The organism is Stenotrophomonas sp. SY1, from assembly GCF_021202945.1.
Taxonomy (GTDB): Bacteria; Pseudomonadota; Gammaproteobacteria; order Xanthomonadales; family Xanthomonadaceae; genus Stenotrophomonas.
This window is the reverse complement of record NZ_JAJOYR010000001.1, coordinates 1,622,226-1,637,905: the sequence shown is the minus strand read 5'-3', so window position 1 is coordinate 1,637,905 and position 15,680 is coordinate 1,622,226. Positions and strand designations below refer to the sequence as shown.

Genomic DNA, 15,680 nt, shown 5'->3' with positions numbered 1-15,680 from the left:
GCAACAACGAAGCCAAAAACCAGAACAACCACCACGCCCGCCGAAGTAGCTCAAGCGCGCTTCGCACCTCCCCTCATCCGCCCTTCGGGCACCTCCTCCCACCTGCGGGAGAAGAGAAAGCCCAGCCTGCAAACGGGTGCTTCCAGTCCCTCGCCCCTTGCGGTACGGAGCAGGGTTGGGAGAGGGACTTGGCTTGATCAGAAAGCAGAGTCGAACGCAGCAACCACACGGACGATTGGCAACACAGAATCAATCCACAAGATTGATCCAGGTCGCCTTCATCTCGGTGTACTTGTCGAAGGCATGCAATGACTTGTCACGGCCATTGCCCGATTGCTTGTAGCCCCCGAACGGCGCGGTCATGTCGCCGCCGTCCCAATGATTCACCCACACGCTGCCTGCGCGCAGCCCACGCGCCACGCGGTGTGCGCGTGAAATATCGCGGGTCCATACGCCCGCCGCCAGGCCGTACTCGCTGTCGTTGGCCAGTTGCAATGCCTGCTGCTCACCATCAAAGGTGATCACCGACAACACTGGCCCGAAGATTTCCTCGCGCGCGATTCGCTGCTGTGGCGATACCTCGTCGAACACGGTTGGTTCGATGTAGCAGCCGCCAGCGACCACCTGCGCTCGCTTGCCGCCAAGCAGCAGCCGCGCACCTTCGGCGGCGCCTTCCTCGATATAGCCCAGCACGCGCGCGGTCTGCGCCTCGTCCACCAGCGCACCCATCGGCGCATCCGGCTCGAACGGGTGCCGGGGCTGCATGTGCCGCCCATGTTCGATCACGCGCGCGACGAACTCATCCTTGATCGAGCGCTCCACCAACAACCGCGAGGCAGCGGTACAGACCTCGCCCTGGTTGTAGAAAATGCCGCTGGCCGCCGCCTTGGCCGCCCTGTCCAGATTGGGCGCGTCGGCAAACACGATGTTCGGGCTCTTGCCGCCACATTCCATGTAGGCGCGTTTCATGTTGGACAGGCCGGCGCATTGCAGCAGTCGCTTGCCCACGGCAGTGGAACCGGTGAACACCAGCCCGTCCACATCCATGTGCAGCGCCAGCGGTTCGCCCGCACCCTTGCCACTGCCCGGCACCACGTTGAACACGCCTTCGGGCAAGCCAGCCTCGGCGACCAGCTCGGCAAAACGCAGTGCGCTCAGCGGTGATTTCTCCGACGGCTTGAGCACCACCGAGTTGCCGGCGGCCAACGCCGGTGCGATCTTCCACGCCGCCATCAGCAACGGGAAGTTCCACGGCACAATGGCCGCGACCACGCCCAGCGGCTCGCGGGTGATCAGGCCCAGCTCGTTGCTGCCGGTGGGCGCCACTTCGCCGTAGAGCTTGTCCACCGCCTCGGCAGTCCACTGGATGCAGCGGATCACCCCCGCGATATCGACGTTGCGCGCCTCCCCGACCGGCTTGCCCATGTCCAGCGTCTCCAGCAGCGCCAGTTCGTCGGCATGCTGCTCCACCAACGCCGCCAAGCGCAGCAGAACCTGCTTGCGCCTGACCGGCTTCAGGCTCGACCAGTGCCCGGCCTGGAAGCTGCGCCGCGCCGCTGCCACCGCGTGGTCGATATCCAACTGGCCGCAATCGGCCACCCGGGTCAGCACGCGGCCATCGATCGGGCTGATGCAGTCGAAGGTGGCCCCGGACACGGCGTCCACCTGCCGGCCGTCGATGAATGCGCGGCTGCGCAGGGTGAGCTCGTTGGCCCGCGTCTGCCATTGTTCGCGGAGATGGGGAGTGTTCATGGCGGCAATCCTGTTGTGACGCAAGGCTGTTGGCATGGTACGCCGGCTGCCGTATCCGGTGTCATGACGCCCGGCCATGGTCACAGGGTCGACGGATTCACCCAGCCCGGCTCCGGGTCACTACAATGCCCGCCCACGTTTCAACCGGCATCTGCATGGACATCATCGTCAACGAAGAACTCAAGGCCTACATCGATCCGCTCACGCAGGACGAGCATGACGCGCTTGAGCGCAGTCTGCTGGCCGAGGGCTGCCGCGACGCGCTGGTGCTGTGGGGCAACGTCCTGATCGACGGCCACAACCGCTACGGCATCTGCAGCAAGCACGGCATCCCGTTCAACACGGTGCAGAACACCCGCTTCCAGTCCATGGACGACGTCCACCTGTGGATGATCGAGCAACACCTGGGCCGCCGCAGCGTCTCCGACTTCCAGCGTGGCGTGCTGGCGCTGCGCAAGCGCGCCATCGTTGAAGCCCGCCACCGCGTCGAACAGGAGCAGCTGCGCCGCGAGAGCGAAGGCGAAGCCGCACTGGCCGCTGCCGAAGCCGGCGGCGATGCCGACTCCCCGCCGTGGGAGCCGGCACCGAAGCTGTCCAAGGCCGACCTGGCACGCGAGGCCAAGCTCAGCGCCAGCCAGGTGACCCTGATCGAGAAGATCAGCGCGCATGCCGCGCAGGAAGTGATCGAGGCGGTCAAAGCCGGCGCGATCTCGCTCAGCGCTGCAGCCGAGGTTGCCAGCCTTCCCGCGGAAGAGCAGCGCGCCGCTGCCCAGGGCGGCAAGAGCGAGCTGAAGGATGCCGCCAAGCGTGTGCGCGAATCGCGCCGCAAGCCCAAGCCGGCCAAGGAGTTCGAATTCCAGGACGACGATTCGGCAGCCGCCACGACCGATACCGCCGCCGTGCATCCGGAAGTGGAAGCCCTGCGCCAGCGCGTGGCCTCGCTGACCGCCGAGAACCAGGCCCTGCGCATGGAACTGGATGCACTGCGTGCCCGATCGGTTCCCACTGAGCTGGGTGAGCACGCCGACGCTTGATCGCCCCGCTCCGGGCGCCTAGGCTGCGACCACGCCCTGCAAGGAACCTGCGATGGCATCTGCGTCCCCGGAACTGGAACTGTTCGTCCGCGAAGCCCTGATGCGCGGCCACAGCCGCCCGCAGGTGCAACAAGCCCTGTTGGCGGCCGGCTGGAGCGATGAGCAGATACGCGGCGTGCTGGACGGCTGGGCCGAGGTGGACTTCGCCCTGCCGGTTCCGCGCCCGCGCGCGTCATTGTCCGCGCGTGAAGCGTTCCTGTATCTGGTGCTGTTCAGCACGCTGTATCTGTTCGCCTGGAACCTGGGCAGCCTGTTGTTCAAGCTGATCGAGTACACCCTGGCCGATGCCGCCGTCGCGCAATGGCGCGGCAATTCGATGGGTTCCTCGATCCGCTGGTCGATCTCCATGCTGATCATCGTGTTCCCGGTGTTCGTGTTCGTCGCCCGCCACGTCAGCAATGATGTAGCGCGACACCCGATCAAGCGCCTGTCACCGGTGCGGCGCTGGCTTACCTATCTGACCTTGTTCGTCGCCGCTGTTGTGCTGATCGGCGATCTCACCACGTTGGTGTTCAACCTGCTCAGTGGCGAACTGAGCCTGCGTTTCGTGCTGAAGGTACTGGTGGTCGGCCTGATTGCCGGCACGGTATTCGCTTACTACCTGTGGGATCTGCGCAAGGAAGAGGTGGACGCATGAGTACCGGCAACTGGGGCGCCCGCGTGCTGTGGACGGCCGGCATCGTCACCGCATTGGCGGTGGCTGCCGGCCTCTGGATCATCGACTCGCCGGCACAGGAACGGCTCAAACGCCTGGATGAAGCCCGTACCCAGCAGCTGCGCATGCTGGACATCGCCGCGCGCGCGTATTGGAAGGAGCACGACGCGCTACCGCCGGACATCGCCACGCTGGCCTCCCGGCCCGGTGCCGAGCAGGTCGTACACGATGTCGACGGCGGCCCCGATTACCGCTATCGCCCGCTCGATGCCACGCATTTCGAGCTGTGCGCCCGCTTTGCCACCAACAGTGCCGACAACCGTGGCCTGAGGCTGGCCACCATCGCCGACGAATGGGCGCATCCGGTGGGCGACCATTGCTTCCGCCGCACGCTGGACGACAAAGACCCAGGTTGAGTCGTGAACAGCCTTGACGACCCACGTCGCGCACAGCTGCGGCGACTGAAGCTCTATGCGGTGGCGATGCTGCTGGCAATGCTGGCCGGCTTCATCGTCAGTCACCTCAACGGCGAGCGCGGCATCTGGGCTTGGGTCGGCGCGTTCTGCGAAGCCGCCACGGTTGGCGCACTGGCCGACTGGTTCGCGGTGGTTGCCTTGTTTCGACGCCCGTTGAACCTGCCGATTCCGCACACGGCGATCATCCCGCGCAACAAGGAACGCATCGCCGACAGTCTGGCGGTGTTCGTGCGCGATCACTTCCTGGAACCGGAAGCGCTGCTGGCCAAACTCAACGTGTTCGACCCGGCCACGCGACTGGGCCAATGGCTGGCGCAACCCGAGCAGGCGCGCATGCTCGCCGGCATGGCGCGTGGCTGGGCGGTGCAGGCGCTGGACCTGCTGGATGAAGCAGCGGTGCGGCGTGCCATCCAGGGTTTCGTGGTCGAACAGTTGCGGCAGTGGAATGCCGCGGCCACCGCCGGTGAACTGCTCGGCCTGCTCACTGCCGACAACCGTCACCAGCGCGTGCTCGACGAAGGCCTGACGCGCGTCGCGCACTGGCTGGACAAGGACAGCGTGCGCCAGCACGCCTCGACGCTGATCGTGCGCTACATCCGCAAGGAATGGCCGAAGCTGGCCAGTACCGTGGATTGGGTCAAGCCGATCGACGAGATTGGTGACACCCTGGCCGACCGCTTGGCCCGTGCCGGGTTGGAAGAACTGCAGGCCATCCTGTCGCAGCCGGAACATCCACTGCGCCAGGACTATGCACGCTGGCTTGGAGACTACATGCAGCGCCTGCGCAACGATCCCGCGCTGGCAAACAAGGTGGATGCACTCAAGCAACAGGTCATCGACCACCCTGCCGTGCAGGAATACGTGCAGGGCTTGTGGCAGCGCGTGCATGACTACCTGCGCGAGGATCTCTCGCGCGAGGACTCGGTGCTGGCCGGCCATCTGGAACGCAGCCTGGGCAAGCTCGGCGCCGCCATCGGTGAAGACCCCGCACTACGCCAGGCGCTCAACCAGCACATGCTGGCCGGCGCGGAGAAGCTCACCAACCGCCTGCGCAGCGGCGTCACCACGCATATCGCGCAGACGGTGAAAGGCTGGGACGAGAAGAAGCTGGTCGAGCAGCTAGAACTGAGCGTCGGCCGCGACCTGCAATACATCCGCTTCAACGGCACGCTGGTCGGCGGCCTGATCGGCCTGCTGCTGCACGCCATCACCGGTTGGCTGCATTTCTGACCGCACCGCATCATCGGCATCCCGCAGGAGCGGCCTTGGCCGCGAGATCGATGCGGTGCCGGGCCGAGATGTTCCAAGCGCAACGCTGAGCGCCGCTCCCTATGCAGCCACGGCGTTCACGCGCATGACGCATCGCGAGTCCGCTGCTCCGCGGCTGGTCTTCCGGTCCCGCGAAGACCGCTCCCTGTAGGAGTGGCGTCCAGGCCACGAAACCATTGCAGGCGTCGCTTGCGACCATTCCGGGACCGTAGTGGCTGCAGATGCCGAACCGACCCATCGTTCGCTGGCGGAAGGCGCCTTGGCCGGATCGCATCGCACTCACCGCCGCTCCTGCGCGGACACGTCTTCCAGGCAATGCAGTTGGCCGTCGTTGCAGCTGGATGACAGCAATGCTTGCCATTAGTAATAGGAATCGTTATCGTTTCGTTTATAGGCAGTACGCACAGCCTCCCGCGGCATGGACGCCCCGCGCGTCATCCGCCAGCCCCGTGTACCCCCAAACACAACTCTTGCCACGCGCCGCCATCGTCGGTGCGTCGTGCACGCGGCTGACTTCCGGGAACACCACCCGCAGCATTGCTCACGCATGGCGTGAGGCTGCGCCATGGGCGAGTTCCACGTTGGCCGATCCATTCGCCAACCAGGAAAACCATGATGCAACGCCCTGCCCCCACCCCACTGCACGTCTCGCTGCTGGCCAGCGCCCTGGCCGTCGCCCTGGCTGCCCACGCCGCGCCGGCCAATGCCGACACCGCCCCTGCCGATAGCGCCACCACGTTGGATACGGTGAAGGTCGTCGCTGACGGCGAGCTTCCCAATTCCTACACGGTCAAACATGCCAGCACCGCGACCAAGCTGGACCTCTCGTTGCGCCAGACCCCGCAGTCGGTGACCGTCATCACCCGCCAGCGACTGGATGACATGGGCCTGTTCTCGCTGTCCGACGTAATGGGCCAAGTCACCGGCGTGCATGTGTCGGTGACCGACAGCGAGCGCATCAATTACGTATCGCGTGGCTACAACATCACCAATTTCCAGGTCGATGGCATGCTCAACACGTTCGGTGGGTCGATCAAGACCAATACCGACAACGTCATCTACGACCGCATCGAAGTGGTCCGCGGCGCCACTGGCCTGACCACCGGCGCGGGCGATCCGTCCGGCACCATCAGCTTCGTGCGCAAGCGCCCCACCGATACCGTGCAGATGGGCGCCAACCTCACCCTGGGCCGCTGGAACAACCAGCGTCTGGAATTCGACATCGGCGGCCCGGTGGCCTGGGACGGGCGCATCCGCGCACGCGCGGTCGCGGCCAAGCAGCAGAGCGATTCGTTCCGCGACGTCTACAAGCTGGACAAGGACATCTTCTACGGCATCGTGCAGGCCGACGTCACCGACAGCACGCTGCTGGAAGTGGGCTACGAATACCAGTCACCGCAGACCTCCGGCGTGACCTGGGGCGTGGTGCCGTACTGGGGTGTGGACGGCAAGCCGGCCAACCTGCCGCGCTCGACCAACCTGTCGGCCGAATGGAGCCAGTGGCCGATCGTGGAGAAGACCAGCTTCGCGCGCATCGAGCAGCAGTTGGGCAATGGCTGGGCGATCAAGGGCAGCTTCACCCACGCCAAGCGCGATACCGATGGCAGCGTCTGGTACGGCGCCGCCGGCTACCCGCGCCCGGACGGCACGGGCGTCACCGCCTACATCTCGCACTTCGCCGAGAACAGCACGATGAATGTGTTCGACGTGAACGTCGGCGGCCCGTTCCAGTTGTTCGGTCGCGAGCATGAGCTGGTATTCGGTTATGGCGAATCGGTCCGCGAAGGCAAGGCCCCGTCCATCGACATACCGGAGTATCCGAACAGCTATGCGCAGGTCCCGGATTGGCGCAACTGGACCGGCAATGTGCCCGAACTGCCGATCTCCCGTCGCGGCTACCTCACCTCGGAAGACCAACTGCGCCAGCGCGGCGCCTATCTTGCCGCCCGCCTGCAACTGGCCGACCCGTTGCTGGCGGTGCTGGGCGCGCGCTACAGCACCTGGCAGACCAAGAGCTGGCGTTACACCGACAATGACGGCAACCTCATTCCCACCGTCCGTGACGGTTACAAGCCGGACAACACACTCAGCCCCTATCTGGGCCTGATCTACGACATCAACAAGTACTTCAGCGCCTACGCCAGCTACACCGACATCTTCCAGCCACAAAACTACCGCGACAAGAACAACAGCTACCTCGAACCGGTGGTCGGCGACATGTGGGAAGCCGGCGTCAAGGCCGAGTTCTTCAACGGCCTGCTCAACACCTCGGCGGCCGTGTTCAAGGGCGTCAAGGATAACGTCGCCGAACTCGACGACAGCGTGCCGCCCAACTCGTTGCCAGACGGCTCCAGCGCTTACCGCTCCACCGGCAAGGGCAACAAGGTCAAGGGCTGGGAAGTGGAAGCACAGGGCAGCCTCGGCGAACACTGGAACCTGTCAGCCGGCTACGCCCACACCACCATCCACAACCAGCAGGGCGTGCGCCAGAACACCACCACGCCGGTGAACACCTTCCGCCTCACCGCAAACTGGCGCCCAGGTGGAATTGACGGCCGCTTCTGGCTCGGCGGCGGCGCCACCTGGCAGAGCGAGATCTGGCGCGCCAGCACCAAGCCGGCGGCCGACTACCTGACCACCGGCCGCACCGAAAGGACACGCATCACCCAGGAAGCGTTCTACCTGCTCAACCTGTCCGGCGGCTACCGCTTCAACGAGAACTTCAGCGCGCAGCTCAACATCAACAACCTGCTCGACAAGAAGTACTTCAGCAACGTCGGCTTCTACAACGGCGTGTACTGGGGCGAGCCGCGCAATGTGCAGCTGACCCTGCGCTGGAAGCTCTAACCGCCCAGGGGAACGCGCCGCACGCGGCGCCGGCCAGGGACGGCCACTTTTCCACGCCGCCGGCAGGTGCCGGCGGCGTCCGTATTGATTCGACATTGCAGGTTTCTGTGGACAGCACGCCTTCCGCCAGCTTCTGGCACACCCGTCTTGGCAGTTTCTTCTCGCGTCCGTGGTTGGGCGTGCTGTCACGCACGCTGGCCGCCATCGGCGGCGGCTACGCGCTGGCGGCAACGTGTTCGATGTTCCTCGCCCTGGCCCTGCCCATCGCGCGCAGCCAGGCGGTACTGACCGGCATGCTGATGGGCATTGCGTTGTGCGCATGCGCGGCATTGTGGGCGTTCGCCACCCGCACCGCACTGCGTGCATGGGTTGGCATCCTCATTCCCACCGCGCTGTTCTGGCTGGGCGCCATGTGGATCGGAGCACGCGCATGAAGAACGGATTCCGCCAATCCATGGCCTGGCTGCACACCTGGACCGGCCTGCTGGTCGGCTGGCTGCTGTTGCTGATCTTCATGGCCGGCACCGCCAGTTACTACCGCGACGAGATCAGCCGCTGGATGCGCCCGGAGCTGCCACGCAGCACGGTCAGCGCCGATGATGCCGCCGCGCGCGCGATCACCTTCCTGCAACACAAGGCACCCCATGCCGAAAGCTGGAGCGTGACCCTGCCCGACGTTCGCAACCCGGCAATGCGCATGTTCTGGCGCAACCCCGAATCAATGGTCAAACCGCCTGCGGAAGGCGAGAAGCGCCGACGCCGGGGTGGCGGCCGCTTCGGCGATGCCACGGTGGACCCGAACACCGGGCAGGAAGTGACCGCCCGCGAAACCCGCGGCGGTGATTTCTTCTATCGCCTGCATTTCGACCTGCATTACATCCCGGTTGTATGGGCGCGTTATCTGGTGGGCTTCTGCGCGATGTTCATGCTGGTGGCGATCATCACCGGCGTCATCACCCACAAGAAAATCTTCAAGGACTTCTTCACCTTCCGTCCGCAGAAGGGCCTGCGTTCGTGGCTGGACTTCCACAACGTCAGCGCGGTGATGGCGCTGCCGTACCACGCCATGATCACCTACACCGGCATCGTCACCCTGATGTTCATGTACCTGCCGTGGGGCGTGAACGCGGCCTACCCGAAGGACGGGGATGCATTCTTCAGCGAAGCCTTCGCGCGCATGGCCGAGGTCGAATCTCCGGCCGAAGGACGCGCCGTCGCGATGCCGATCCAGCAGTTGCTGGACAGCGCGCGCGCGCAATGGAATGGCGCCGAGATCAGCGGCTTTACGTTGTATCGCCCAGGTGCGGCCAACGCGGTCATCGACATCCAGCAGCGCGATGGCAAACGGCTGACGGTGGACACGCCATCGCTGCGCTACGACGCAGTGAGCGGTGCGCTGCTGGAGGCAAGCCCGACACCGGGCGGAGCGACCAGCACCCGCGGCGTGATGTACGGCCTGCACCTGGCGCGTTTCGCCGACTGGGGTCTGCGTGGCCTGTTCTTCATCTCCGGATTGATCGGCTGCCTGATGGTGGCCAGCGGTGTCGTGCTATGGGCGGTGAAAGAACGGCCCAAGCACGCCAAGTCCGGCAGGATCGGCTTCGGCCTGCGTCTGGTGGATGCGCTGAACATCGGCGCGGTCGCTGGCCTGCCGATCGCCTTCGCCGCCTACTTCTGGGGCAACCGCTTGTTGCCGACCGGGCTGGCCGAACGCAGCGACGCCGAGGCCAACGTTTTCTTCTACGCCTGGGCCGCCGCACTGCTCGCGGCCTTCATCTGGCCCAAACGGATGATGTGGGCCTGGCAGCTGTACGTGGCTGCGGCCATGTTCGCCCTGATCCCGCTGCTCAACGCCCTCACCACGCATACGCATCTGGGCGTGACGTTGCTGGATGGGGATTGGGTGCTGGCCGGTTTCGATCTCTTCATGGTCGCGTTCGGCATCGTGCTGGCGTACTGCGGCAAGCGCATGCAGCACTGGCAGCCACCGTTGAGCGCGGCGGAGAAGAAGCGCCGTCAGCAGGCCAGCCTGGCAGCGGAGGCTTCGGCATGATGCTGCTTTCGATCGGCCTGTCGTTCTCCGCCTTCACCACGTTGTCGTTGGCGATGGAGAAGCACCAGCAGGAACTTCACGGCAAGGCGCAGGCCGACGCCGCGCGCAGACGCATCTGGCGCTGGCTGGGTTGGACCCTGCTGACCGTAGTGTTCGGCCTGTGCGTCTGGAATCATGGCTGGGCGCTGGGCCCGGTGGTCTGGCTGGGTGCACTGACCGTGGCCGGCCTGCTGCTGGCCTTTGGCCTGTATCCGTATCGACCGCGTTGGATCGCGCCGCTGGCGTGGGCATTGCCGGTGGCCGGGCTGGCCGCAGCGTCATTGCCACTGTAGGCGCGGCTTCAGCCGCGAAGCCGGTGCCCCCCGTTGGCAGGCTGCGCGCAACTGCACCTGCCATGCCGGCAATCGCCGTAGCTGCTTGCCGGCGTATGCCGTTCCTGGAGAAAACCAACGCCGCTGGCCGAATGCAGCGTCGCGAGCCTCAAGCAAGCGACGTCAGGGAATCAGCGAGAAAACATGCGCAGGTACCGACGCATCGTTGATCACCAGTCGGTTGCGCGCGATTCCCTCATGCAGGGCACCGGACTTCACCGCCACCTTCTCGCTGGCGGTGTTGCCCACGGCCACCACGATCTCAACGCGACGCAGCCCTTCATTGGCGAACGCATGCGCGGCAAGCGCACGCACGCAGCGAGGCGCGATGCCTTGTCCCTGCCGGGATTGCCGCACCCAGTAGCCCAGGTTGCAGAAGCGATGCTCGCGGCGGATTTCGTTCAAGCCCGCACCGCCAAGAAACGCGCCGCTGTCCTGGCAGAAGATGCCGAACTCCAATGCCGTCCCAGCATCACGCTGGGCACGGCAGGCGGCAAACCATTCCAGTGCGTGCACGGTGCTGTAGTCATGCGACGCCCACGGCATCCATCGGCTGACGCTTTCGACCGACTCGCGCACCGCTTCGGCGAAGACGGTGGCGTCGCTGTCCTCGAACGGCCGCAGCAGCAGGCCGTCAGACACGATCACCAACGACGCCCTGCCATCTGCGCTCGTCACGTCAGCCGAGTCGCCGCAGTTCCCAGGCACGGTGGATGCGCGCGTTGCGTTCGAAATCCGGGCCGATGGTCTGCGCGGAGATCTCCCGGCATTCGGAGAATTCCGCAATCGCGGCCTCATCCAACTTGAAGCGACGGAAGTTGTTGGAGAAGTACACCACGCCGTCCGAGGTCAAACGGTCCACCGCCGCACGCAACAGCCGCACGTGCTCGCGCTGGATGTCGAAATCCTCAGCACGCGCGGAGTTGGAGAACGTCGGCGGGTCACAGAAGATCACGTCGTAACGATTCTTCTCCGACTCCAACCAGGTGACGGCATCGGCCTGCACCAGCGTGTGCTGGCTGCCGCCCTTGCCATTGAGCGCCAGGTTGTCGGCGCACCACTGCAGGTAGGTACCGGACAGATCCACGCTGGTGGTCGAACTGGCACCAGCCACCGCCGCCTGCACGCTGGCCACGCCGGTGTAGCAGAACAGATTGAGGAAACGCTTGCCCTGCGATTCTTCGGCCATGTGCCGGCGCAGCGGACGGTGGTCGAGGAACAGGCCGGTATCCAGGTAATCGAACAGGTTCACCCGCAACAGCGCGTTGTTCTCGCGTACCAGGATGAACTCGCCGCGCTGCTCGAAACGGCCGTACTTGCTGCCGCCCTTGCCGCGCTCACGCGATTTCAGTGCCACCTGTTCGGCCGGCACCTGGAACACCTCACGGGCGGCGGCGAGCAATTCGTTGCGACGACGGCGCACGTCCACATCCGGAATGGTGGCCGGCGCGGCGTACTCCTGCACGTGCAGGAAGGTGCGGCCCTTGCCACCGTCCTCACGGTAAACGTCGATGGCCGCCGCGTACTCGGGCAGATCCGCGTCATAGGCACGGAAGCAGCTGATGCCCTCGCGCGACAACCAGGTCTTGAACTTCTTCAGGTTCTTGCGCAGGCGGTTGGCCACCATCTGCGCGCCTTCGCTGAGTTCACGCGGCTGGCCATCGTTCTCGCGCGCCGGTACGGCGATCGGATCGCAGATGATCAGCGCGCATTCGATGGCGCCATTGAACAGCTGGTAGGTCTTGCGCGCACGCAGGCCGGTGGCGAATGCCAGCTCGGAACTGCCGCACAACAGGCTGGCCCGCCATTGCGGCACCGCACGCTTGAGCGCATCGCCGATGCGGCGATAAAGCGCTGCGTCAGCGGCCAGACGTTCGTCATACGGCGGATTGCAGACCACGCAGCCGTATTCCTGCGGCGGCACCTGCATGTCGGCCACATCACGCACGCCGAACCAGATGGCTTCGCCGACGCCGGCCACAGCAGCATTTTCCTTGGCCGCACTGATCGCCTTCGGATCGATGTCGCTGCCGTGGATGACCTGCTTCAGCGCCGCGCGTCCGACCGTTTCGCGCTCGCGCGCTTCGGCCATCAGCTCCTTCCACTGCGCCTGATCGAATCCGCGCCAGCGGCTCGGCGGCAGGCTGCCGTGGCGCTGCAGGCCCGGTGCGACGTCGGCCGCCATCAGCGCGCCTTCGATCAGCAAGGTGCCGCTGCCGCACATCGGATCCAGCAGGCCACCGCCTTCGGCGTGGATCTTCGGCCAGCCGGCACGCATCAGTACCGCCGCTGCCAGGTTTTCCTTCAGCGGCGCGTCGTTCTGCGCCATGCGCCAGCCACGGCGGTGCATCGGACCACCGCCCAGATCGATCGAAATCGTCGCCCGGCCCTTGCGCAGCGACATGTTGATGCGCACATCCGGCAGTTCCACGTTCACCGACGGGCGCTCCATGCCTTCACCGCGCAGACGGTCAACCACCGCGTCCTTGACCCGCTGGGCGGCGAAGCGCGCATGGGTGATGGCGGTGCCGGACACATGCGCGTCCACCGACAGGGTCAGTTCCGCATCCAGGTGCTGCTCCCACGGCATCGTCACCACGCCCTGGTAGAGCGAAGCCTCGTCCGGGCAATCAAATTCCTGCAGCGGCCACAGCACGCGGCTGGCCACGCGCGACCACAGCACCACGCGCTGGGCGTCACGCAGCTCGCCTTCGGCGTTGACACCGGCAATGGTGGCGGTGGCCTTGGGCAGGCCCATCGCCAGCAGTTCGTCGGCGAGCAGGTACTCAAGGCCCTTGGCACAGGAAACAAAGAATTTCACGGGATCGGATCAGCTGTCAGAAAGGAAGGGATGCGGGCGGGCACGGTGGCCGGCCCCGGAGGGCATCCAGGGGCGCCATTGTAGGCAGTTGCCGGTCACGGCGCTGGGAAAGCCCCGCCGCCGGGGCGGGAAACGCCCTCAGAGCGAGCGCAGCAGGGCCTCGAAGGCCTGCGCCGAGGCCTCGACATGGCGGCTCAAGCGGTGTTCGTCATCGACCATCAGCAGCCGCGCAGAGCGCTCGCCGGCCCAGCGGATGACCTCGGCCGCCGGAATCAGCTCATCGCCCCAGGCATGCACCACGCTGATCGGCACCGCCGCGGCGTCCAGCGCCGGCATCGGCCCCATGGTGGTGGGCGGCACCATCAGGAACAGGCCCTTGACCGGCACCTGCAGCGAAGTGATCGCCGAAATATAGGCACCCAGGCTGGACCCGGCCAGCACCAGCGGTCCGCGGGCAGCCATGTCGCTGGCCCGCTCGATCAAGCGTTGCAGGCGCGCCGGCACATCGCCAACAGAGCTGATTTCACGACGCGCATCCAGGTCGGTGTAATCCGGGCGCTCATGGCTCCAGCCCAGCCGCTGCGCCACGTCCGCCAGCGCGGTGACCTTGGTCGCCTCCGGGCCGCTCTCGAAACCGTGGGAAAGAATGCAATGGCCGCGGCTCATGGCAACCGCTCGCAATGATCGAATTTCATGCGCGAATGCTAGCATCCCCCCATGCCACTGCCGCCTCCGATCACCGCCGCGCCGCTGCCCTACGAAAGCCTGCTGGTCAGTCGCCCCCTGTCCGACATCGACCTGGTGGTGATCCACTGCACCGAGCTGCCGGACCTGGCCACCGCCCGTGAATACGGCGAACGCGCCCTCTACGACAGCGGTACCGGCAACAGCGGTCATTACTACATCGATCGCGACGGCAGCATCCTGCAATACGTGGCACTGGACCGCATCGCCCATCACGTGCGCGGCATCAACCCACGCTCGGTCGGCATCGAACTGGTCAACACCGGCCGCTGGCCGAACTGGTTCGATTCAGACAACCAGCACATGCGCGAGCCCTACACCGAAGCGCAGATCGCCGCGCTGGTGCGTCTGCTGCAGTGGCTGCCTGATGCGCTGCCGTCACTGCGCTGGATCGCCGGCCATGAGCAGCTGGATACCGCCACCGAAGCGGCCAGCGATGACGCCAGCCAGCGTGTGCGACGCAAGCTGGACCCCGGCCCGATGTTCCCGTGGGACGTGGTGCTCCATGCCGTTGCACTGAAGCCGTTTGATGCGGCAGGCAGTAACGGCGGGGTCTAGCCTCCGGGCAGGTCGAGGCACCCGGCAGCAACGCGTACCGGAATGCCGTTTCCAATGCGGCCAGCAACCGGTGCTCTAGAACCGTTCGCCAGCGGTCACGGCCAGCTCAAGCCGGTTGACGGCCGGAGCGATCGGGCAGACCACATGCGGCGTAAGCGCACACGGCGGGTTCTCAGCACGGTTGAAATCCAGCACCACCTTGCCGTCCTGCTGCGGCAGTGCCGCGTACAGATAGCGCGCGCCGCCGTAGGTTTCGCGGCCACTGGTACGGTCGGAGAACGGAATGAACAACCGCTGCGACACCGGCCCGTTCTGGTTCAACGTCGGCAACAGGCGATAGCTGCGGCCGTCCACCTCGAACACCAGCTCGCCCGGCACAACCGTCGATACCGGCGTGCCGATCGAGGTCAACAGCACCGTCTGGCGGGGTTCGGGAAACGGTTGCCAACGTGCCACTACGCGCCAGTGCTGATCCACCGGAAAATGATCGATACCGCGAAAGTTGCGGCGACGCGGCGAATCGGCATCACGATAGCGCCAGCCCAGCACCTTGCCGAAGCGCACCAGGTAGAACTCCGCCCCGCCCAGCTGGACACGGCTGGCACCCTGCACGCCGCTCACCGCAGTACGCAGCTTGGCCTGCCGCAGCGGCTGTCCATTCAACGTGGCACCAGTACCGGCGTTGCCCTCGATCTGCACCACGCCTTCGCTGCTGACCTCCAACGCCCCCAACTGGGGCGGCCCTCCCGGCAGTTGGATGTCGTTGTCAGGCGCGCTGCCCACCAGATAATGACCGGGCTTGAGCTTTCCCGAACCGGTATAGCTGAGCCAGCCATCGGCCGCGCGCAGCTGCGCCAGACGCTGTGAACGCCATTGCTCGATCTCGCGGTGATATTGCCGCGCGTCGACCACGAACGGATTCCCCTGTTGCTTGCACGCCCCCAGCGCAAGCAGCAGGACCACCGTGCCAATCCATTTTGCTGGACGCATGCTTTCCCCCGTGAAAGAAGCCGGCCGCGTGCCCCCACGCACGCGCCAAC

Annotated in this window: 14 protein-coding genes; 9 read left to right on the top strand and 5 right to left on the bottom strand. The window is 65.6% G+C overall.

Going from position 1 to position 15,680, the window contains the following annotated elements:
- Positions 1-249: 249 nt before the first annotated feature.
- Positions 250-1,752 carry an aldehyde dehydrogenase gene (locus LR961_RS06755; RefSeq protein ID WP_232147644.1) on the bottom strand — a complete coding sequence of 501 codons (1,503 nt, stop codon included), beginning with the start codon at positions 1,750-1,752 and terminating at the stop codon, positions 250-252.
- A gap of 155 nt (positions 1,753-1,907) precedes the next feature.
- Between LR961_RS06755 and LR961_RS06750 the strand changes: the two genes are divergently transcribed.
- From LR961_RS06750 to LR961_RS06715, 8 genes are all read left to right on the top strand, one after another.
- Entirely contained in the window at positions 1,908-2,786 is an 879-nt protein-coding gene (locus LR961_RS06750) for a plasmid replication/partition related protein (protein ID WP_232147643.1), read from the top strand.
- Between the two features lie 52 nt (positions 2,787-2,838).
- Complete coding sequence (locus LR961_RS06745) at positions 2,839-3,483, top strand: DUF5671 domain-containing protein (protein ID WP_232147642.1); 645 nt, start codon at positions 2,839-2,841, stop codon at positions 3,481-3,483.
- Complete coding sequence (locus LR961_RS06740) at positions 3,480-3,917, top strand: hypothetical protein (RefSeq protein WP_232147641.1); 438 nt, start codon at positions 3,480-3,482, stop codon at positions 3,915-3,917. The genes LR961_RS06745 and LR961_RS06740 overlap by 4 nt, the downstream gene beginning before the upstream one ends.
- 3 nt (positions 3,918-3,920) lie before the next feature.
- Entirely contained in the window at positions 3,921-5,207 is a 1,287-nt protein-coding gene (locus LR961_RS06735; protein ID WP_232147640.1) for a DUF445 family protein, read from the top strand.
- Positions 5,208-5,861: 654 nt separating this feature from the next.
- The gene (locus LR961_RS06730) at positions 5,862-8,093 is read left to right on the top strand and encodes a TonB-dependent siderophore receptor (RefSeq protein WP_232147639.1); all 2,232 of its coding nucleotides are present in this window, start codon (positions 5,862-5,864) and stop codon (positions 8,091-8,093) included.
- A gap of 107 nt (positions 8,094-8,200) precedes the next feature.
- Positions 8,201-8,527: a DUF3649 domain-containing protein gene (locus tag LR961_RS06725; RefSeq protein ID WP_232147638.1), complete on the top strand. Its 327-nt coding sequence runs from the start codon at positions 8,201-8,203 to the stop codon at positions 8,525-8,527.
- Entirely contained in the window at positions 8,524-10,146 is a 1,623-nt protein-coding gene (locus tag LR961_RS06720; RefSeq protein ID WP_232147637.1) for a PepSY-associated TM helix domain-containing protein, read from the top strand. Before LR961_RS06725 ends, LR961_RS06720 begins: the two co-directional genes overlap by 4 nt.
- Positions 10,143-10,478, top strand: coding sequence for a DUF3325 domain-containing protein (locus tag LR961_RS06715; protein ID WP_232147636.1), 336 nt, complete (start codon positions 10,143-10,145; stop codon positions 10,476-10,478). Before LR961_RS06720 ends, LR961_RS06715 begins: the two co-directional genes overlap by 4 nt.
- Before the next feature lie 162 nt (positions 10,479-10,640).
- Here LR961_RS06715 and LR961_RS06710 read toward each other — a convergent pair whose 3' ends face one another.
- The 3 genes from LR961_RS06710 to LR961_RS06700 all read right to left on the bottom strand — a co-directional run bounded on the left by LR961_RS06710 (position 10,641) and on the right by LR961_RS06700 (position 14,004).
- Positions 10,641-11,165, bottom strand: a complete 525-nt coding sequence (locus tag LR961_RS06710) for a GNAT family protein (protein WP_232147635.1) — start codon at positions 11,163-11,165, stop codon at positions 10,641-10,643.
- 31 nt (positions 11,166-11,196) lie between these two features.
- Positions 11,197-13,338: a bifunctional 23S rRNA (guanine(2069)-N(7))-methyltransferase RlmK/23S rRNA (guanine(2445)-N(2))-methyltransferase RlmL gene (gene rlmKL / locus LR961_RS06705; RefSeq protein WP_232147634.1), complete on the bottom strand. Its 2,142-nt coding sequence runs from the start codon at positions 13,336-13,338 to the stop codon at positions 11,197-11,199.
- 138 nt (positions 13,339-13,476) lie between these two features.
- Positions 13,477-14,004, bottom strand: a complete 528-nt coding sequence (locus LR961_RS06700; RefSeq protein WP_232147633.1) for a YqiA/YcfP family alpha/beta fold hydrolase — start codon at positions 14,002-14,004, stop codon at positions 13,477-13,479.
- A gap of 51 nt (positions 14,005-14,055) precedes the next feature.
- Between LR961_RS06700 and LR961_RS06695 the strand changes: the two genes are divergently transcribed.
- Entirely contained in the window at positions 14,056-14,640 is a 585-nt protein-coding gene (locus tag LR961_RS06695; protein ID WP_232147632.1) for an N-acetylmuramoyl-L-alanine amidase, read from the top strand.
- Positions 14,641-14,715: 75 nt separating this feature from the next.
- On the opposite strand, the gene LR961_RS06690 is transcribed toward LR961_RS06695, so the two are convergent.
- Entirely contained in the window at positions 14,716-15,630 is a 915-nt protein-coding gene (locus LR961_RS06690; protein WP_232147631.1) for a DUF1684 domain-containing protein, read from the bottom strand.
- Positions 15,631-15,680 lie beyond the last annotated feature (50 nt).